Here is an 18,485-nt window from a genome sequence, read left to right as displayed (position 1 = left end):
CTGACCGCGGCGCTCAACAATTCGGCAAGGGCGCGCGCAGCGCTGGCGGCGGGGCGCAACACGCTCGTCTGGCGCCGCGTGGTGGCCGATACGGAAACGCCGGTGGGGGCGGCGCTCAAGCTGATCGAGGAAGGGCGCGGCGACTTCCTGCTTGAATCGGTGGAGGGCGGCGAAATCCGTGGGCGCTACAGCCTGCTCGGCCTCGATCCCGACCTGCTGTTTCGCGCCACCGGAGCGCGGGCAGAGATCAACCGCGACTGGCAGCACGATCGCGAAGCCTTTGCGCCTTTGGAGGGTGACAGCCTTGTGGCATTGCGCTCACTGGTCGCGGCCTGCCGCATCGAAGTGCCCCAAGGCTTGCCGCCGGCCCTCGCCTGCCTCGTCGGCTATTTCGGGTACGAGACCATCGGCCTTGTCGAGAAACTGCCGCGCGCCCCGCAAAGCGGGCTGCAATTGCCCGACATGCTGTTTGCCCGGCCAACGCTGGTGCTCGTTTTCGACAGGCTGACCGACGCGCTCTTCGTCGTCGCGCCGCTGTTTGCCGGGCAGGAAGAGGCCGACGACGCGGTCAGCCAGGCGGAACACAGGATCGATGCGGCACTCCGGCGGCTCGAAGAACGGGTGCCGCCCCCGCCCCGCCTTGCGGACAGTGTCGATCCGGTGCTTATGGCGCGCACTGATCCCGCCGATTACGCCCGCATGGTGCTGGCGGCCAAGGACTACATTGCGGCAGGCGACATCTTCCAGGTCGTGCTTGCCCAGCGCTTTACCTGCCCCTTCCCGCTGCCGCCGCTGGCGCTCTATCGCAGCCTGAGGCGGGTCAATCCGTCGCCGTTCCTGTATTTCCTCGACCTGCCGGGTTTTGCCGTTGTCGGCTCCAGCCCGGAGATCCTGGTGCGGGTTCGCGATGGAGAGGTCACCATCCGCCCCATCGCCGGCACCCGCCCGCGCGGCGGTGACGAGGGGGAAGACCGGGCCAACGAGCGAAGCCTGCTAGCCGATCCCAAGGAATGCGCCGAGCACCTGATGTTGCTCGACCTGGGGCGGAACGACGTTGGCCGCGTGGCCACGCAGGGCAGCGTGCACGTGACCGACAGCTTCACCGTCGAACGCTACAGCCATGTCATGCATATCGTCAGCAACGTCATCGGCCAGCTGGCACACGATCACGATGCGCTCGACGCGCTGTTCGCCGGGTTTCCCGCCGGCACCGTCAGTGGCGCACCCAAGATTCGCGCGTGCGAGATCATTGCCGAGCTCGAACCGGAAACGCGCGGCGCCTACGCCGGCGGGGTAGGGTATTTCGCACCCGACGGATCGGTCGACAGCTGCATCGTCCTGCGCACCGCCGTGGTGAAGGACGGCGTCATGCACGTGCAGGCGGGCGCGGGCATCGTGGCCGACAGCGATCCGGAATACGAAGCCGCGGAATGCCGCCACAAGGCCGGCGCCCTCATCGCCGCGGCCAAGGATGCCCTGGCGCAGGCACGCGAGGCGGAACCCGGCCAGTGATATTTCGCATTCTCGGGTGCGGCGCGGCGCTGCTGCTCGCTTCCTGCGAGGTGCATTTCGATGGCGAAGAGAGTGAGGCCGTCGCCTCGATCTGCGCGCCGGTTATGTTCGAACAATCGCCCTTCACGCATTGCACCGCCGATCCGGCGGAACACGTCGTCGGCACGGCGCTCGCCCCCGAAGGCGGCTCACCCTGGCGCTCGCTGCGGGCCTTTTCGCAGGACGACACCGCATCTCAAGGCGCGATGATGGCCATGAATGCCGGCATGTACGACAGCGACGGCCAGCCCATCGGCTATTTCGTCGAGAATGGACAGCGCCTGCATCTGCTCAACCGGGCGGAGGGGCCGGGGAATTTTCACCTGCTGCCCAACGGCGTGTTCTTCGGCACAACCGATGGGTCCTGGCGCGTCCTGCCGACCGATGCCTTCGCCGAACAGGTGACGGAGCGCCCCATGTTCGCCACCCAGTCCGGCCCGATGCTGGTCATCGACGGGGAATTGCATCCATCGTTCGATCCAGACGGCGAGAGCCGCAAGATCAGGAACGGGGTGGGCGTCGATGCCAACGGCCGGGCGCATTTCCTGATCAGCGAGGCGCCCGTCAGCTTCGGCAAGATGGCACGGCTCTATCGCGACGTGCTCAATGTCGATAACGCGCTGTTCCTCGATGGCACCGTATCGCTGTTGTGGGACGCATCGCGTGGCCGGATCGACACCGGTGCCCCCATCGGCCCGCTGGTGGTCGTGCGCAGACAAGAGGACGTGGAATGACGCAGTACCGGGGCCTGTATCCGATCACCGAGCCGTTCGAGAGCGGCATGCTCGATGTGGGCGAGGGCCATTCGCTGTATTGGGAGCGGGTCGGCACGAAGGGTGCCAAGCCTGCGGTTATGCTGCACGGAGGCCCTGGTGGCGGCATCAGCCCTGCCCATCGCGGCCAGTGGGATCCGGCGCTGTACGACGTGATCCTGTTCGACCAGCGCGGCTGCGGCAAGTCGCTGCCCTTCGCCGAGATCGCGGCGAACGATACCTGGCGCATCGTGGAGGACATGGAAAAGCTGCGGCGGATGGCCGGGTTCGATAGCTGGCAGGTCTTCGGCGGCAGCTGGGGCGCCACGCTGGCGCTCGCCTATGCCGAGACTTACCCGGAACGGTGCAGCGAGCTGATCCTGCGCGGCGTGTTCCTCGGCAGGCAAAAGGAAAAGGACTGGCTCTATACCTACGGCGCCAGCGAGATCATGGCCGAACAGTGGGACAAGTTCTCCGGCCTCATCCCCGAAGCCGAGCGTGGCAACCTGGTGCAGGCCTATTACGACCGGCTGACGAGCGACGACGAGGCGACCCGCCTCGCCGCCGCCACGCAGTGGTCGTTGTGGGAAGGCAGCGTCGCGACCCTGCTTCCCAACGAGGAACTGCTCTCAAGCTTCGCCGATCCGGCCAAGGCCGTGCCCTTTGCCCGCATCTGCGCCAAGTTCTTCCTGGCCGACTTCTTCCTCGAGGAAGCGCAGCTGCTGCGCGACGCGGGCAAGCTGGCGGGCATCCCCGGCATCATCGTGCAGGGCCGCCACGACATCTGCTGCCCGCCGGTCTCGGCGTGGGATGTCAAGAAAGCCTGGCCGGAGGTTGACCTGCGCATCGTCCACGATGCGGGCCATTCCGCGGGCGAGCCGGGGATCATCGATGGCCTGGTTCGCGCGACGGACCAGTTCGCTGGGAAAGCCGGCTAGCCGGTCTGACCGCCGCGTTCGGCCGCGGGCACGATGCCGTCCTTCAGCAGGCGGCGCAGCGCGCCCAGATGATCGCTGCCACGTTCCACGTCGGTGGAGGAGGTCATAACCACCGTCATCGCCAAATCCGGCACTACGAATATCATCTGCCCGCCATAACCCCAGGCGTAATAGACCAGGTGGCCGCGCACCTCACCAATGAACCAGCCATAGCCATAGCTCTCACCGCTCCAGGGGGAGCGCGTGGCCGGGGTCCAGCTTCGTTCGACCCATTCGGCCGGCAACACCTGCTCGCCGCCCGCCGCGCCGCCGTTGCGGTAAAGCTCGCCAAAGGCCGCCATGGCGCGCGGGCTCATCGCCATCTGGTTGCCGCCGAGATAGATTCCTTGCGGATCACGCTCCCACCGGGGGATGACCACGCCCAGCGGTTCTGCCAGCCACTCCTGCGCCAGCGCCCATGTCGAGCGGCCAGATGCCTCGGTCAGCATGGCGGACAGGAGGTGCGTGCTGCCGGTGGAATAGAGCATCCGTCCGCCCGGCTCCTCCACGAAAGGCCGCGACAGGGCATAGCGCACCCAGTTTTCGCTGGAGACCCAGCGACCATAGTTGTCGCCCGAGGTCCGCTCCAGCCCGGCGCGCATGGACAGCAGGTTGCCAACGGTCACCTGTCGCAGCCGCGGATCGGCATCGGCCGGCGCATAGGCCGACAGCTCGCTCAACACAGGTTGCCCGGTGCCTTCCAGGACGCCGCGCTCTATCGCCATGCCGACCAGCGCCGAAATGACCGATTTGGAAGCGGACTTGATGTTGACAGCAGCGTCCAGCCCGGGCCCGCCGTTGAACCGTTCCTCCACCAGCGGCTCGCCATGGCGCATCACGATAAGCGAGCGAAGATTGGGCAATTGCGCCGCTTGCCCGATCGTCTGCTCCAGAATGTCGGGATCGAGGCCTCGAGTGGCGACCTGAGGCGCTTCCTCGCCGGTTACCTCCGCCGCTCGATCCTGCGCCTCGGCACAACCGGCCGTGGCGAGCGCTGCGGCGACAAGGAGAGAGCAGGTGAACTGGGGGAAACGACGCATACCTTGTGAAAGATGTGGGCTGGACAGCGGAAAGGAAGAGGCCACCGCCCTTAATCGGCGCTTGGCACCGCCGCGGGCTTTCCATAAGGCTCCCGCGCATGAGCGAGCAGCCTGACATCCTCGTCATCGACAATTACGACAGCTTCACCTTCAACCTCGTCCATTACCTGATGGAACTAGGCGCACGGGTCGAAGTTGTGCGCAACGATGCGCTTGACGCCGCAGGGGCGTTGGCGATCGGGGCAAAGGGCGTGCTGATCTCGCCCGGCCCCTGCACGCCGAACGAGGCTGGCGTCAGCCTCGATCTAGTCGCCGCCTGCGCCGACAGCGCGACGCCGCTGCTTGGCGTCTGCCTTGGCCACCAGGCGATCGGGCAGCATTTCGGCGGGCGGGTCACGCGCGGCGGGCTGATGCATGGCAAGACAAGCCCGGTGGAGCATGACGGGACGGGTGTTTTCGCGGGCCTGCCCTCCCCCTACACCGCCACGCGCTATCATTCGCTGATCGTGGAGGATATTCCCGCCTGCCTGCTGGTCAACGCCACCAGCGAGACACCGGGGCTGGACGGCACGGCGGTGATGGGCTTCCGTCACGCCGATCTGCCGATCCACGGCGTGCAATTCCATCCGGAGAGCATCGCGACCGAACACGGCCACGCGCTGCTCGCCAATTTCCTCCGCATTTGTGGCATGGACGCGCAGGAACGCGGGGCGTGAGCACGCTGCTTCCTGCGGTCGATACGCCGTTGTACGAGGACGAGGCGGAAGAGGTGTTCGGCCGCCTGCTCGATGGCGAGCCGTCCGAGGAGGACATCGCCCGTTATCTGACCGAGCTGTCCGACCGCGGCGAGCGTGCGGGAGAGATTGCCGGCGCGGCGCGGGCGTTGCGGGCTCGGCTAATCCCCATTGATGCGCCGGGCAACGCCATCGACGTTTGCGGCACCGGCGGCGACGGGCACCATACGCTGAACGTCAGCACCGCCGTCGCGCTGGTGGTGGCGGCCTGCGGGGTGCCGGTCGCCAAGCACGGCAATCGCGCGGCGAGCAGCAAGGCGGGCGCGGCGGATACGCTGGAGGCGCTCGGCCTGGACATGGACGCTGCGGGTCGCACCGCCGAACAGACGCTGGCCGACATCGGCATCTGCTTCCTGTTCGCAAAGAACCACCATCCGGCGATGGCGCGGATCCAGCCCATCCGGCAGAAGCTGGCGCGGCGCACGATCTTCAACCTGATGGGCCCGCTTTCCAACCCGGCACACACGCGCCGCCAGCTCATCGGAATTGCGCGGCCGGCCTACGTGCCGATCTATGCCGAAGCGATGGCGCGGTTGGGAACGGAGCGTACCTTTATCGTCTCGGGCGACGAGGGGCTGGACGAACTGAGCCTGGACGAAGGCAACGAACTGGCTGACGTGCAGGGCCGCGAGGTCACCATGCGCCGTGTGGATGCCAGCGAGGCCGGGCTGCGGCACGCGCCTGTCGAAGCCATCCGGGGCGGCGATGCCGTCCACAATGCCAAGGCGTTGCAGGCGCTGCTGATGGGTGCGCCCGGACCCTACCGCGATGCGGTGCTGTTCAACGCGGCCGGCGCGCTGATGGTGGCTGGCGAGGTCGAAAGCTGGCGCGAAGGCGTGGAGGAAGCGAGCGAGGCTATCGACAAGGGGCTGGCCAAGGCGTTGCTCGAATGCTGGATCGCGACCGTCAAATGAACAAGCTCGAAGAAATCTGCGCCACCAAGCGCGAGGAAGTTGCCGCGCGCAAGACGCTGGCGACGCTGGACGACCTTGACCGCGCGGCCGCCAACGAGGAGGCGCCGCGGGGTTTTCGCCGGGCGCTGGAGGACAAGGTTCGCGGCGGCTTCGGCCTGATCGCGGAAATCAAGAAGGCCAGCCCCTCGAAGGGCCTGATCCGCGCCGACTTTCGTCCGCACGACCATGCGATGGCCTACGCCGCGGGCGGTGCCGCCTGCCTCTCCGTCCTGACCGACGCGCCCTATTTTCAAGGGCACGAGGACTACCTCATGGATGCACGCGCGAGCTGTGCCCTCCCGGTCCTGCGCAAGGACTTCATAGTGGATCCTTGGCAGGTTGCCGAGAGCCGCGCCATCGGGGCCGACGCCATCCTGATCATCGTCGCCGCGCTGGAAGACGATGCGATGCAGGAGATCGAGGCCGCGGCCTTGGAACGCGGGATGGACGTGCTGGTCGAAGTCCACGACGAAGCCGAGCTGGAGCGTGCCGTTACGCACCTGTCCTCGCGCCTGATCGGCGTGAACAACCGCGATCTCAAGACCTTCCGGACCGACATCGCCACCACCGAACGCCTCGCCCCGCTCGCCCCTGCAGACGCGTTGCTCGTGGGAGAAAGCGGGATCGTGAACCACGCGGACTGCGCGCGTCTCGCACAGGCCGGCGTGCGCTGCTTCCTTGTCGGGGAAAGCCTGATGCGCGAAGACGATGTCGAGGCCGCCACGCGGGCCCTGCTGCAAGGCGCGGCCTGAAAAGTCAGCGATTCCCGACCACCGTGCCGAGCACGTAAAGCTGCCGGCCAGCGGCATCTTGTGCGACGACCGTGAAACTCGCGCCGATCTCTCGTCCCTGTGGCCCGAAATACCACCCGCCGATCTGCGATTGCAGGCTGGTGCGATCGGTACTTGTCAGCACGCCGGAAAAGGTCGTGGCATTCGTTGCCAGGGCCGCCGTGCCGGCAAAGGTGCCCAGCTCCGTGCTGGCGCCCGCGGCCGTGCCGCTGTCGACGCGGCGCCCCAGCAGTCGGATCGAGGCGGCGATCCGGCCGGTGGTGGCATTGGCACTCAACGAAACGGTACTGTCGCGGATGTCGTAGGTGACGAATCCGCCGGACACCTGTTCCAACGCGACACCGCTCACCGCGATCTGTCCGAAAGTGAGGGAGCCGCTCGCGGGTTGATCCGTGATGAGCGTCGGCACTCCCAACACGCAGTAATGGGTCAACGGCTCACCAGCGCCGGTCTGGGCGGCGAGAAAGGCGCTGCGCACGTAATCGAGCGTGCCGCCAGCCCCTGCCCCGTTGCCGATGATGAACCGCGCGCGAAACCCATCGGCCAGGGTGCGCGAATAGGCCGCGCTGCTGCTAGCTGGCGGTGCCGGGTCTAGGTCGGCCGGCCCGAAATTGGCGTTCACGCCGTTCGGCCCGTTGATGGCAAAAAGCTGCGTCCCGGCGTTGTAGGCTATGGCTAGGCTCGCGCCGAAATCGGTGGCGGGATAGACCACCGTGCCCGGCACCTTCAAAACGCCGGCAGCGCACGACGTCGCATAGGTGCGGTTGCCCGTTTGCTGGGCAAAGGTTTGGTAAGGTGTCGCCCCGGGCGTTGGCGTCGGAGAGGAGGTGGCCACCGGGCCAGGCACGTCGGACGATCCGCCACCGCCCCCGCATCCGGCAAGAACGGCGCACCCGGCCAGCAAGGTGACGATACGAAAAACCATTCCGGGATTTCCTGCAACATCCGGCACCGGACATGTGTCGACAACGTTTAGCGACCAAAGGTTGCCGAATGATGGCGCTGTTTTTGCTTTGCAGGAATTGCGCTGGCATCGGGACATTTTGCGCCTTCGCGCGTTCTATCGGCAACACGGCCCCCGGAAGGTGGCCGCCAGCAAGAAAAAGGGAACGAGATGAGCATTTTCACGTCGATCAAGAACGCGATCTTCGGCCGCAAGGACGAAACCCCTGCGCCCACCACCGCCGGCACCGCTGCTGGCACTACCGCCGGCAAGACGATGGCGCCCGCACAGACCAAGGGCTTCGGCGCGGGCAAGTCGGCGGCGGTTGACGAGGTCGACGTTGAGCGCAGGCTCGATGGCATGGGCGGCGCGGACAACCTCAACTGGCGCTCCTCCATCGTCGACCTGATGAAGCTCGTCGGGCTAGATCCCAGCTACGAGAACCGTAAAGAACTCGCCACCGAACTGGGCGACGCCGATTATTCGGGCAAGGCGGAAGAGAACATCTGGCTGCACAGGCAGGTGATGAACAAGCTCGCTGCCAACGGCGGCCGCGTGCCCGCAGACCTGCGCGATTGAGGCCAACCTCCCCGGCATTGTAATTGCGCGCGCGCCTGTGGCATTGCTGTTTGCATGTTCCAACCCGCGCACAACACCACGAATTGGCGAAACCGCCGCGACCGCTCCGGGCGATCGCGGCGGTTTTCGTTTTCGCACCGTCCCCAACGTGGCCGCCTTCCGGTTCACGGCCCTTGCATGAAAGCTGCTTCACGATGAGCCAACTGACCCACCTCGACGAGACCGGCGCGGCGCGCATGGTGGACGTGGGGGGCAAGGCGCAAACGGCGCGTTCGGCCACGGCAACGGGCCGCATCCGCATGGCGCCCGGCACGCTTGCAGCCGTGCGCGATGGCAGTGGACCAAAGGGTGACGTCATGGCAGCAGCACGGATCGCCGGGATCATGGCGGCGAAGAAGACCGGCGACCTCATCCCGCTGTGCCACCCGCTCGCGCTCGACAGCGTGAGTGTCGATTTCGCATTCGAGGAAGACGGCATAGCCGTTACCGCGCGCGCTTCCCTCACCGGGCGGACCGGGGTGGAAATGGAGGCGCTGACCGCTGCATCGGTCGCGCTGCTGACGATTTACGACATGGCCAAGGCGATGGAGAAGGGCATGGTCATCGCGGACATCCGCCTGACCCACAAGACCGGCGGCAAGAGCGGCGACTGGCGCGCACCATGAGTGAGCTGCTGGATTTCGACATCGCCCAGCAACGCCTGCTGGACCTTGCCCACCCCCTGCCGAACGAGCTTCTTCCCACCAGCGACTGCCTTGGCCGGTACCTGCGTGCGCCACTGGCGGCTCGACGAGCCCAGCCCGCTGCCGATCTTTCGGCGATGGACGGCTACGCGCTTGCTGCGGGTGATGCCGGCACCTGGCGGATCGTGGGGGAAAGCGCGGCCGGTCGACCATACCAGGGGGCGCTGGAACCGGGCGAGGCGGTGCGGATCAGCACGGGCGCACTGATGCCGGGCGGCGCGTTGCGTGTACTGGTGCAGGAAGAAGCGATCGTCGAGGGCAACCGCCTCGCCCTCGCGCCGGGCGGGGAGGCAAGTGAACGCCACGTTCGCCGCCGAGGGTTCGATTTTGCAGCGAACGACGTGGTGCTCGGCAAGGGCGTGCGGCTGGGGCCGACCCAGCTCGCCCTCGCCATCGCCGCCGGCTTCGGGGCTGGCCGTTTGACGGTCGGCAGGCTGCCGAGCGTGGCGATCATAGACAGCGGCAGCGAGCTGAGCGACGGCGCCGCTCCCCTGACAGATGCGCAGGTGCCTGCCAGTAACGGTGCAATGCTGGCAGCGATGGCCGCGCCCTTGGCCTCGAAGGTCAACAGGATCGGCCCAGTCCCCGATAACATGGCGGCCTTGGCCGACGCGCTGGATGCCGCATCGGGGGCGGATGTGATCGTCACCAGTGGCGGCGCCTCGGTTGGCGACCATGATCTCCTGCGTCCCGCTCTGGCGGAATGGGGAGCCACGATCGAGTTCTGGAAGATCGCCATGCGACCGGGGAAACCGCTGTTGCTCGCGCGGCGCAAGGAACAGATCGTGATTGGCCTGCCGGGCAATCCGGTATCGAGCTTCGTCACCGCGTTTCATTTCATGCTGCCGCTGCTTCGCCGCCTTTCAGGTGCTGCCGACCCACTGCCGCACACGATGCGCCTGCCGCTCGCAAGCGATCTGCCCGAGGCGGGACCACGGACCGAATTCATGCGGGCAACGCTGGGCGCCGATGGTGTCCGGCCCATACTCCAGCGCGATAGCAGCGCACTGCGTTCGCTTGCGCTGGCGGACGGCCTGATCCGCCGCGACGCCCATGCCCCCGCCGCCACCGCGGGAGAGCTCGCAACCGTCTATTGGCTCCAGAATGGCGGAACCGCTTGACGAAGTCGCGTCTGTTTCCTAACTGTTCCTTATTCGTTCCCTAAATGGAACATTTGAGTCGCCGCACACCGGCGGCTCGGGCAAGGAGTACCGCGATGTTGACTGCCAAACAGCATGAATTGCTGCTTTTCATCAACCGCCGTCTTGAAGCGTCAGGCATCTCGCCGAGTTTCGAGGAAATGAAGGAAGCGCTCGATCTGAAGAGCAAGTCGGGCGTTCACCGGCTGATTTCCGCATTGGAAGAGCGCGGTTTCATCCGCCGTCTGGCCAACAGGGCGCGCGCGCTGGAAGTGGTGAGGATGCCGGAGAATCTTGGCAACGAGTCCGTCGCCAAGGTCGCGTCCCCGCCTGCCGCACGACCGGAACCGGCGAACGACGTGATCGAGATTCCCCTGCATGGCAAGATCGCGGCTGGCGTTCCGATCGAAGCCTTCGAGTCCGACCGATCGTTGCCCGTGCCGGCGGCCTTGCTTGGCCCCGGCGATCACTACGCCCTGGAGGTTTCTGGGGATTCAATGATCGAGGCCGGCATCTTCGACGGTGATTACGCGCTCGTCAGGAAAGCCGATACAGCGCGCGATGGAGACATCGTGGTGGCGCTCGTCAACGACGAGGAAGCAACGCTCAAGTACCTTTATCACGATGGTGGCAGGATCCGGCTCGATCCGGCCAACGCCAGCTACGATCCGCAGATCTATGCCGACAGCCAGGTCAAGGTGCAGGGCAAGCTTGCCGGGTTGCTGCGCCGCTATCACTAAGCGTCCGGCACTAGGGGTCCGGCACTAAGGGTTTGGCGCTAAGGTTCTGGCGCTAAGGCTCTGATGCCAAGAGTCAGGCAGTAAAAGTTCGGTGGCGCGGTTGGCGGACTAGTCCTGCCGGCCGCGCCACCAGCCATGCTGCCCTTGCCGGTCCGCGACGGTGTCCACGGTTCCGTTGGCCAGCGAGATCGCCAGCCCCCCGCTTTCTTCCAGCATACGCCGGTCGGCCTTGATCCATCGGGGTTGGCAACTGCGTGGCAACCAGCGGTCCGCCACAACGATGTCCGACCGCTCGCACGCTGCCGCGAGCGCCCGCTCCTTGATGATCGCGCTGCTGAGGCTGAGCAGCAGGTGCCATTCGCGCCCTCCGCGTTCCAGGGTCGCCACACAGAAATCCCGGCTACAATCGGCGCCCGGCCAATCGGCCAGGGGCATCGGGTCGCCCTCCACTCCGGCCAATTCCAACAGGTTATCGCGGGTGAACTCGCTGCGGGTGTCACGCAGGACCAACAGTCCACCCGCGTCCTTTCCGGGCAAGTCTTCGCCGGTAATGCCCACGTGGCGCCCGTCGCTGGAGATCAGCACGTCGGGCACCGGCGTGGCCAGCAGCATCAGTGTCGCAACGCTGGCAGGCACCAGCCCCAGCAAGCGCGCCCTTCCCCGCCACAGCGCCAGCCACAGGCCTCCGGCAACGAACAGCGCGATGGTCGCCAGCGTCATTTGCGGAAACAGCTTTACCGCGCCCGGTTGCGCGGCGGTGACATGGGCAATCCCCAGCAACAGTTCGAGCGACTTGCCCGCAAGCCACCAGAACGGGGCCCCCGCCCCCACCACGTCGAACACCAGCGCCAGCGCGATGAACGGCATGGACACGAACGTTGTCAGCGGAATGGCGACGACATTGGCAAAGGCGCCGTAGAAGCCCGCGCGGTGGAAGTGGAAGAGCACGATCGGCATCAGCGCCAGTTCGATCACCAGACCGGTAGCCAGCAACATGATGGCTCCCCGCGCCATGCGGGTCACCGCGCTTTCATCGCGCGGGGCGAGGAAGCGTCGGATTGGATCGGCATTGTGCAGCGCCACGATGGCGATGACGGCGCAAAAGCTCATCTGGAAGCTCGGCCCGATGAGGCTTTCCGGCCAGGCGAGGAGGACCACGACCGCCGCAACCGCTACCATCCGCATCGACAATGGCTCGCGCCCCAGCGCCAGCGCGATCAGCACCAGCACGGCGCCGACGCAGCTGCGCACGGTCGGAACCTGTGCGCCGGTCAGCAAGGTGTAGGCGATGCCCGCCAGCGCCGCCACGCCCGCTGCCACCACCGGCAGGCGCACCCGCAGCGTCAGCCAGGGCCACAGCGCCAGAAGCTTGATTGCCAGCAAATAGGCGCCGGCGATCACGGCGCTGACGTGCAGACCGCTGATCGAGAGCAGGTGGGTCAGCCCCGCATCGCGCATCGCATCTTCATCCGCCGTGGCGATCGCCCCGCGGTCTCCGCTGGCAAAGGCCGCTGCGATGCTTCCGGGTGATCCGCCCAGTTGCGAACGCACATGGGCCGACAGCCGGCGTTGCAACTGCGCGATCCAGCCCGCGTCCCCCGCGCCCGCCGGCTCGACGACCGCGATGTCTCCCTGCACCGTCCCGGTCGCTGCGAGCCCTTCGAACCAGGCAGTGCGCGCGAAATCGTAACTTCCCGGCAGCATCGGCGCGGTTGGCGGCATCAGCCGCGTCTCTGCGCGCACCACCGCCCCCTCGCTCATGGCGGCGGTCGCCTCCTCGAGCGGCACGTTCACACGCACGCGGACCGCCTCGCCGGTATCGGGGTGGCGAATGGCCAGCACCAGGCGAACGCGGTCCTCGGCAGGTTGTTCGATACGCTGGAGCACGCGCCCCTCGATCTCGGCATAGGTCGGCCGGTCGAAAGCTGGTTGTCCGACCATCTCGGATCGCGCCCAGATCAACGCCGTGCCCAGCGCGAAAAGCAGCCCGCAGGCCATCAACGCGAGGGTCAGTTGCGCGCGGTCCTCTCGCCCCTTCCACGCTGCCAGTGCGCCCAGCGCCAGCAGCAGGCCACCCGCGATACAGGCCACCCAGCCTGCCGCCGTCGGCAGGGCAAACCATGCGCCGATCCCGGCCGCCAGTGCCACGGTCAGCCACGGACCGCGATCGAACCCGGCCGACCCGAGAAAACGCTCGGCGCGCTGAGCAAGACCTAACCAGTTGCTGGGCCGGATGCTGGACAAACGCGCGACGCTTCGCCAAGGCGTCTGCTGCATCGCAGCATCGTGCTCGTCGTCCCCCAGTGGAACCAGCGGCGGCGCCTTTGTTGCCATGCGAGCACATGGACAGGATTCAACGGGTTATGGCAAGTTCGGGCGACACGGCATCGGGAAAGCGTCCGGTGGTAACGCGGTTCGCGCCCAGCCCCACGGGCTTCCTGCATATCGGCAACGCCCGCACCGGGCTGTTCAGCTGGCTCTATGCCCGCCATCACGGCGGCAAGGCGCTGCTGCGGATAGAGGATACCGACAAGGCGCGATCCACGCAGGAAGCGATCGACGTGATCTACGAAGGGCTCGACTGGCTCGGCCTGGAATTCGATGGCGAGACCGTGCTGCAGAGCGAGCGTGCCGATCGCCATGCCGAAGTAGCGCACAAACTGCTCGCGGCCGGGCGCGCCTACAAGTGCTTCGCCACGCCAGAAGAACTGACGGAAATGCGCGAGGCACAAAAGGCGGCGAAGCAGCCGATGCGCTATGACGGGCGCTGGCGCGACCGCGATCCTTCGGAAGCACCCGAAGGCGCGCCCTACACCGTGCGCATCAAGACGCCCGAAGGCGGCGAGACCGTGATCGAGGACGCGGTCCAGGGCCGCGTGAAGGTGGACAACCGCGAGATCGACGATTTCATCCTGCTGCGCGCCGACGGCTCACCGACCTACATGCTCGCCGTGGTGGTCGACGATGTCGACATGGGCTGCACCCACATCATTCGCGGCGACGACCATCTGAACAACGCCTTTCGCCAGATCCAGGTGATCGACGCGATGGCGGGGATCGAGGACGGGTGGGAACGCCCGGTCTACGCCCACGTCCCGCTGATCCACGGCAATGACGGGGCCAAGCTTTCCAAGCGCCACGGTGCGCTGGGCGTGCGCGATTACCGCGACATGGGTATCCTGCCCGAAACGCTGTTCAACTACCTGCTGCGCCTTGGCTGGGGCCACGGCGACCAGGAAGAATTCACGCGCGAGGAAGCCATCGCCGCCTTCGATATCGACGCGGTCGGCAAGGGACCGAGCCGATTCGACATGAAGAAGCTGCTGAACATGAACGGCCATCACATCCGCGCGGCGGATGATGCACGGCTGGCGCGGCTGGCGGCGCAGGCAATCGGTCCGCAGGCCGATGTCGCCCTGCTGACCGAGGCCATGCCCGTGCTCAAGACCCGTGCGCGCGACATGAACGAGCTGGCGGACGGCGCCGCGTTTCTCTTCAAGCAGCGCCCGCTCGCAATGGACGAGAAGGCCGCCGCCCTGCTGGACAAGGAAGCAAAGTCGCGACTTTCCGTTATTTCCGGCCGGTTGCAAGGCGAAACGGACTGGACAATCGAGGCGCTGGAGGCCAATCTCAAGGCCTATGCGGAGGAGCAGGGGCTGGGCCTCGGCAAGCTCGCGCAGCCGCTTCGCGCGGCTCTTACCGGAACGACAACATCGCCCGGGATTTTCGATGTGCTGGTCCTCCTCGGCAGGGAGGAAAGCCTCGCGCGGATCGACGCGCAGGCAGCGGGCTGATCGGCTCGCCCGGCTTCAACAGGATACGCAAGGAGATACGTTTTGGCGGACAAGCAAGCGGAACTGGAAGTCGGTGGCGAGACCTACGACTTTCCCACCATCCAGGGCAGCGTCGGGCCCGACGTCATCGACATCCGCAAGCTTTACGGCACCACCGGCCGGTTCACGTATGACCCCGGCTACAAGTCCACCGCCAGTTGTGAAAGCGCGCTGACCTACATCGACGGTGACGAGGGCGTGCTGCTGCACCGCGGCTATCCCATCGGGCAGCTGGCCGAACAGTCCAGCTTCATGGAAGTCAGCTATCTGCTGCTTAACGGCGAGTTGCCGAGCAAGGACGAGCTCGACGAGTTCAGCCACACGATCACCTATCACACGATGATTCACGATCAGATGCGGCAGTTCTATCAGGGCTTCCGTCGGGACGCGCACCCCATGGCGATCATGTGCGGTGTGGTGGGAGCCCTCAGCGCGTTCTACCATGACAGCACGGACATTTCCGATCCGGAACAGCGCAAGATTGCCAGCCATCGGCTGATCGCCAAGATGCCGACGATTGCTGCCTGGGCCTACAAGTATTCGGTCGGCCAGCCCTTCCTCTATCCGAACAATTCGCTCAGCTACACCGGCAACTTTCTGCGCATGACCTTTGGCGTGCCGGCAGAGGATTACGAGGTTGTGCCTGCGGTGGAAAAGGCGATGGACCGGATCTTCATCCTCCACGCCGACCACGAACAGAACGCCTCCACCAGCACGGTGCGGCTCGCCGGCTCATCGGGTGCAAATCCGTTTGCCTGCATCTCGGCCGGCATTGCGTGCCTGTGGGGCCCGGCCCACGGCGGCGCGAACGAGGCGGCGCTGAACATGCTGCGCGAGATCGGCACGCCCGATCGCATCCCGCATTATATCGAGCGGGCAAAGGACAAGAACGACCCGTTCCGCCTGATGGGCTTCGGCCACCGCGTGTACAAGAACTACGATCCGCGCGCGACCGTGATGCAGAAGACCGTGCGCGAGGTGTTCGACGCGCTCAACGTGTCCGATCCGGTGTTCGAAACCGCCCTGCGGCTGGAGGAAATGGCGCTGCAGGACGACTACTTCGTCGAAAAGAAGCTTTTCCCCAACGTCGATTTCTATTCGGGCGTCATTCTCTCGGCCATCGGCTTCCCGACGACCATGTTCACCGCGCTTTTCGCTCTTGCCCGCACGGTCGGCTGGGTGGCGCAGTGGAACGAGATGATCTCCGATCCCGATCAGGTCATCGGTCGCCCGCGCCAGCTTTATACCGGCCCCACGGCGCGCGATTACGTGCCGATCGGCCAGCGGTAGGCATCACCCGGAGGCGTCAGGACCGCCGGGCAGGTCGAGCGTGAACCGCGCGCCCTGCCCCCTGGCGCTCTCCACGGTAAGCGTGCCGCCCATCGCCTCGGCAAGGCGGCGGGAAATATAGAGACCGAGGCCAGAGCCGCCGTCACCGCTGCGGCCAAGCCGTTCGAACTTGGCGAAGACCCGGCGCTGTTCGTCCGCGTCCAGCCCCTCCCCCTGGTCGGCGACGACGACCTGCGCGCGTTCGCCTGACGCTACGGCTCGGATCCAAACCTGCCCGCCCTCGGGCGAATAGCGGATGGCGTTGCCGACGAGGTTCAGCAGCACCTGCAAGGTGCGACGGAATTCTCCGATGGCAGGCACTTTCTCTGCATCCTTGGGGAAATCCAGGATGATCCCACGCTCCTTGGCGCGCATGCCCAGAATGCCCCCGGCCCGCCGCGCCACATCGGCCAGGTCGATGTGGTCAGGGGCGGGGTTGAAGTCCTCGTCCTCCACCATTTCCAGCGTCGTCAGGTCGTCTATCAGCGCCAGCAGGTGCTCGCCCGCGGCTGCAATGTCCGCGGCATAGTTGCTGTATTCCTCGGCCAGTGGTCCGGAAAGCTGGGAGCGAATGGTCTCGGCGTTGGCGATGATGCGGCTGACGGGCTGGCGCAGGACCGGGGCGATATCGCGTCCGATCCCGGCGCTGCGATCGGGTTTGCGGGAGGGCGCTGGCGGGTCGTCGGCCAGCGGCTGGTCGGGCACCAGGTAGAGTTCGAACCCGGCACTGCCGGTGCCGCCCGGACCGAGTGGTGCGAGATGCACCGCCCATTGCCGCATCGACCCTGAGACCTCGGCCCGCGCCCCGTCGCTCATCCGCCAGTCGACGGGGCTGCGGCCGCCATTGTCGGCGATCGCTACGAAGTCCGTCCACGGCTGCCCGACACCGGTCAGCATGGCTTCACCCACCCGGTCGAGATCGGATGCCGTCCAGTCGACCGCGAGCAGGTGCTGCCTGGCATCGAGCCGCGCGGTCAGTCCGGCAAGGTGGCGGACCAGCGCAAGCCGATCGATGTCCGCGGCGCGCCCAGGCTCGGGAATGTCCTGCACCGTCCACGCGCTGAGATTGACGATCGTGCCTGCCCGGCCGGGCACCACTTCCACCCAGGTGGCGATCCGGTCCTGCGAATCCTGAGCCCGGATCGCTCGCGACAGGCGCTTGCCGCTTCGCCGCGCCTTTCGCACCAGTTCGAGCAGCGCCGGCGTCACGATCGGGCCCGGCAGTTTGCCACCGGCGCGCAGGTGAAAGCTTGCCAGCGGCTCTTCCGCCTCGATCAGGTTGTCGTCGGCATCGGTCCGCGCGCGTGCAGTGATGATGGGTTCGCTGGCCATCGGCTCACATGGCCTCCTCGACCTGCGCGGCGGCCAGCATGGCGGATGCGCGGTCTACCCGGATGCGATCGAAACCGTCGGGCAATTCGATTTCGGGGTGGAGGTAGAGAAACTGCTCCTCCACCGCCTTCTGCCCCAGTCCCGCCGCCCTCAGGCTGAGCGCGAGCCGCGCGCACTGGTTCTCCCCAAGCGACAGGATCACCGTGTCGCGGTTCTGGCCGCAGGCAAGCGAGAGGGCGACCACGAAGATCGAGACGCCCGCATGATCCACTTCCAGCGCCCGCGTCGCCCGGTGCTGCATCGCACTGACGAGGCGCAGGATACGGCCGATGCGGTTCGCATCCGGATCGTAGGCGCCTTGCAGGCTGGCACGCGCCAAGTCTGCGGGTTGGCCCATGTCTGCGGTGTGCGACGCGAATATCGCCAGTGCGCGATCGAACAGCGCCTGCGGTAGTTCCGACAGCGGAAATTCCATGCGATGCTGCTGCTGCCTGTAACGCGCCTGGGCCGATAGGACGCGCATCGCTGCGGCAGCCATCGCCTGGTCGCTCGAAGCTGCCAGTTCCTGCAACAGCGGCGAAAGCACCGCGTCGATGCCGCTGCGATGCTGCAATCGCAGGGCGATCTGCGCCTCTATGCACAGGGCGTGCGCATGGCCGAGCAAATCGCTGTCTTCCAGCAGCGACACGGCGATGGCTTCCTCCCGCGCGTCGGCAAAGGCCGCCCTGTCGGCGACCCCGGCTTCGTCCGCCAGCACGAACAGCATCTGGCGCGCAACGTGAACCATCATGCCGCGCACCCTGGCGATGACCTCGTCGCTGAACAGCGCGTGATCGTCATTCGCCAGCAGGTGACGCAGGATCGGGCGGGCCGTGGCGATGATGACGTCGCCGTGGGCCAGTTCCTCACGCAGGATATCTTCGACCGCTTCCATGGATGGACCGGCTTGTGCGGGTTCGCTCATGTCTGCCGCCCTACGCCAACAGCGT

General features: G+C 66.3%; 17 protein-coding genes. 12 read left to right on the top strand and 5 right to left on the bottom strand.

All coding sequences use genetic code 11. From position 1 onward, the window contains the following. From trpE to pip, 3 genes are read left to right on the top strand one after another with little or no spacing between them, the layout of a single operon-like run. Positions 1–1,512 (top strand): anthranilate synthase component I, encoded by a 1,512-nt coding sequence (trpE, locus tag GRI62_RS05700; RefSeq protein ID WP_373283016.1) that lies wholly within the window; start codon positions 1–3, stop codon positions 1,510–1,512. Next, positions 1,509–2,285, top strand: coding sequence for a phosphodiester glycosidase family protein (locus GRI62_RS05695; RefSeq protein ID WP_234032751.1), 777 nt, complete (start codon positions 1,509–1,511; stop codon positions 2,283–2,285). The genes trpE and GRI62_RS05695 overlap by 4 nt, the downstream gene beginning before the upstream one ends. Further along, on the top strand, positions 2,282–3,241 hold the full coding sequence (pip, locus tag GRI62_RS05690) for a prolyl aminopeptidase (RefSeq protein WP_131452407.1): 960 nt from the start codon (positions 2,282–2,284) through the stop codon (positions 3,239–3,241). The genes GRI62_RS05695 and pip overlap by 4 nt, the downstream gene beginning before the upstream one ends. Here pip and GRI62_RS05685 read toward each other — a convergent pair. Beyond that, the gene (locus GRI62_RS05685; RefSeq protein ID WP_199799907.1) at positions 3,238–4,320 is read right to left on the bottom strand and encodes a serine hydrolase domain-containing protein; all 1,083 of its coding nucleotides are present in this window, start codon (positions 4,318–4,320) and stop codon (positions 3,238–3,240) included. The two genes, pip and GRI62_RS05685, sit on opposite strands and share 4 nt — an antisense overlap. 98 nt (positions 4,321–4,418) lie before the next feature. Between GRI62_RS05685 and GRI62_RS05680 the strand changes: the two genes are divergently transcribed. Genes GRI62_RS05680 through trpC form a run of 3 tightly spaced genes read left to right on the top strand, consistent with a single transcriptional unit; the run spans position 4,419 to position 6,819 of the window. Further along, on the top strand, positions 4,419–5,036 hold the full coding sequence (locus GRI62_RS05680) for an anthranilate synthase component II (protein WP_131452406.1): 618 nt from the start codon (positions 4,419–4,421) through the stop codon (positions 5,034–5,036). Beyond that, a complete protein-coding gene (gene trpD / locus GRI62_RS05675) occupies positions 5,033–6,028 on the top strand; it encodes an anthranilate phosphoribosyltransferase (RefSeq protein ID WP_131452405.1) in 996 nt (331 codons plus the stop codon). Before GRI62_RS05680 ends, trpD begins: the two co-directional genes overlap by 4 nt. Continuing rightward, a complete protein-coding gene (trpC, locus tag GRI62_RS05670; protein ID WP_131452404.1) occupies positions 6,025–6,819 on the top strand; it encodes an indole-3-glycerol phosphate synthase TrpC in 795 nt (264 codons plus the stop codon). The genes trpD and trpC overlap by 4 nt, the downstream gene beginning before the upstream one ends. A 4-nt stretch (positions 6,820–6,823) precedes the next feature. On the opposite strand, the gene GRI62_RS05665 is transcribed toward trpC, so the two are convergent. Further along, positions 6,824–7,783 carry a hypothetical protein gene (locus tag GRI62_RS05665; protein ID WP_131452403.1) on the bottom strand — a complete coding sequence of 320 codons (960 nt, stop codon included), beginning with the start codon at positions 7,781–7,783 and terminating at the stop codon, positions 6,824–6,826. A gap of 189 nt (positions 7,784–7,972) precedes the next feature. On the opposite strand from GRI62_RS05665, the gene GRI62_RS05660 reads away from it, so the two are divergent. The 4 genes from GRI62_RS05660 to lexA all read left to right on the top strand — a co-directional run bounded on the left by GRI62_RS05660 (position 7,973) and on the right by lexA (position 11,002). After that, positions 7,973–8,380, top strand: coding sequence for a DUF3597 domain-containing protein (locus GRI62_RS05660; RefSeq protein ID WP_131452402.1), 408 nt, complete (start codon positions 7,973–7,975; stop codon positions 8,378–8,380). A 194-nt stretch (positions 8,381–8,574) separates the two neighbouring features. Next, entirely contained in the window at positions 8,575–9,045 is a 471-nt protein-coding gene (moaC, locus tag GRI62_RS05655) for a cyclic pyranopterin monophosphate synthase MoaC (RefSeq protein ID WP_131452401.1), read from the top strand. Beyond that, a complete protein-coding gene (locus GRI62_RS05650; RefSeq protein ID WP_131452400.1) occupies positions 9,042–10,244 on the top strand; it encodes a molybdopterin molybdotransferase MoeA in 1,203 nt (400 codons plus the stop codon). The genes moaC and GRI62_RS05650 overlap by 4 nt, the downstream gene beginning before the upstream one ends. Positions 10,245–10,339: 95 nt before the next feature. Continuing rightward, entirely contained in the window at positions 10,340–11,002 is a 663-nt protein-coding gene (gene lexA, locus GRI62_RS05645; protein ID WP_131453788.1) for a transcriptional repressor LexA, read from the top strand. Positions 11,003–11,110: 108 nt separating this feature from the next. On the opposite strand, the gene GRI62_RS05640 is transcribed toward lexA, so the two are convergent. Continuing rightward, complete coding sequence (locus tag GRI62_RS05640) at positions 11,111–13,336, bottom strand: ComEC/Rec2 family competence protein (RefSeq protein ID WP_131452399.1); 2,226 nt, start codon at positions 13,334–13,336, stop codon at positions 11,111–11,113. A gap of 29 nt (positions 13,337–13,365) precedes the next feature. Between GRI62_RS05640 and gltX the strand changes: the two genes are divergently transcribed. Next, positions 13,366–14,796: a glutamate--tRNA ligase gene (gltX, locus tag GRI62_RS05635; protein WP_131452398.1), complete on the top strand. Its 1,431-nt coding sequence runs from the start codon at positions 13,366–13,368 to the stop codon at positions 14,794–14,796. 42 nt (positions 14,797–14,838) lie between these two features. Beyond that, entirely contained in the window at positions 14,839–16,125 is a 1,287-nt protein-coding gene (locus GRI62_RS05630) for a citrate synthase (protein ID WP_131452397.1), read from the top strand. Positions 16,126–16,128: 3 nt separating this feature from the next. Here the strand turns inward: GRI62_RS05630 and GRI62_RS05625 are convergent, their stop codons facing one another. Both GRI62_RS05625 and GRI62_RS05620 read right to left on the bottom strand, forming a co-directional pair. Continuing rightward, entirely contained in the window at positions 16,129–17,496 is a 1,368-nt protein-coding gene (locus GRI62_RS05625) for a sensor histidine kinase (protein ID WP_131452396.1), read from the bottom strand. Between the two features lie 4 nt (positions 17,497–17,500). Beyond that, positions 17,501–18,460 carry a hypothetical protein gene (locus GRI62_RS05620; RefSeq protein ID WP_131452395.1) on the bottom strand — a complete coding sequence of 320 codons (960 nt, stop codon included), beginning with the start codon at positions 18,458–18,460 and terminating at the stop codon, positions 17,501–17,503. Positions 18,461–18,485: the final 25 nt, after the last annotated feature.

Source organism: Aurantiacibacter arachoides (genome assembly GCF_009827335.1).
In the GTDB taxonomy this organism is placed as follows: Bacteria; Pseudomonadota; Alphaproteobacteria; order Sphingomonadales; family Sphingomonadaceae; genus Alteraurantiacibacter; species Alteraurantiacibacter arachoides.
The sequence above is the reverse complement of the archived record's forward strand: the minus strand, read 5'-3'. Positions and strand labels throughout refer to the sequence as shown.

What these genes read in the sequence shown, in the direction of transcription:
- pip (WP_131452407.1), top strand. Translation starts at nt 2,282, where the DNA reads ATGACGCAGTACCGGGGCCTGTATCCGATCACCGAGCCGTTCGAGAGC.
- GRI62_RS05685 (WP_199799907.1), bottom strand. Translation starts at nt 4,320, where the DNA reads ATGCGTCGTTTCCCCCAGTTCACCTGCTCTCTCCTTGTCGCCGCAGCG.
- GRI62_RS05680 (WP_131452406.1), top strand. Translation starts at nt 4,419, where the DNA reads ATGAGCGAGCAGCCTGACATCCTCGTCATCGACAATTACGACAGCTTC.
- trpC (WP_131452404.1), top strand. Translation starts at nt 6,025, where the DNA reads ATGAACAAGCTCGAAGAAATCTGCGCCACCAAGCGCGAGGAAGTTGCC.
- GRI62_RS05665 (WP_131452403.1), bottom strand. Translation starts at nt 7,783, where the DNA reads ATGGTTTTTCGTATCGTCACCTTGCTGGCCGGGTGCGCCGTTCTTGCC.
- GRI62_RS05660 (WP_131452402.1), top strand. Translation starts at nt 7,973, where the DNA reads ATGAGCATTTTCACGTCGATCAAGAACGCGATCTTCGGCCGCAAGGAC.
- moaC (WP_131452401.1), top strand. Translation starts at nt 8,575, where the DNA reads ATGAGCCAACTGACCCACCTCGACGAGACCGGCGCGGCGCGCATGGTG.
- GRI62_RS05650 (WP_131452400.1), top strand. Translation starts at nt 9,042, where the DNA reads ATGAGTGAGCTGCTGGATTTCGACATCGCCCAGCAACGCCTGCTGGAC.
- lexA (WP_131453788.1), top strand. Translation starts at nt 10,340, where the DNA reads ATGTTGACTGCCAAACAGCATGAATTGCTGCTTTTCATCAACCGCCGT.
- GRI62_RS05640 (WP_131452399.1), bottom strand. Translation starts at nt 13,336, where the DNA reads ATGGCAACAAAGGCGCCGCCGCTGGTTCCACTGGGGGACGACGAGCAC.
- gltX (WP_131452398.1), top strand. Translation starts at nt 13,366, where the DNA reads ATGGCAAGTTCGGGCGACACGGCATCGGGAAAGCGTCCGGTGGTAACG.
- GRI62_RS05625 (WP_131452396.1), bottom strand. Translation starts at nt 17,496, where the DNA reads ATGGCCAGCGAACCCATCATCACTGCACGCGCGCGGACCGATGCCGAC.
- GRI62_RS05620 (WP_131452395.1), bottom strand. Translation starts at nt 18,460, where the DNA reads ATGAGCGAACCCGCACAAGCCGGTCCATCCATGGAAGCGGTCGAAGAT.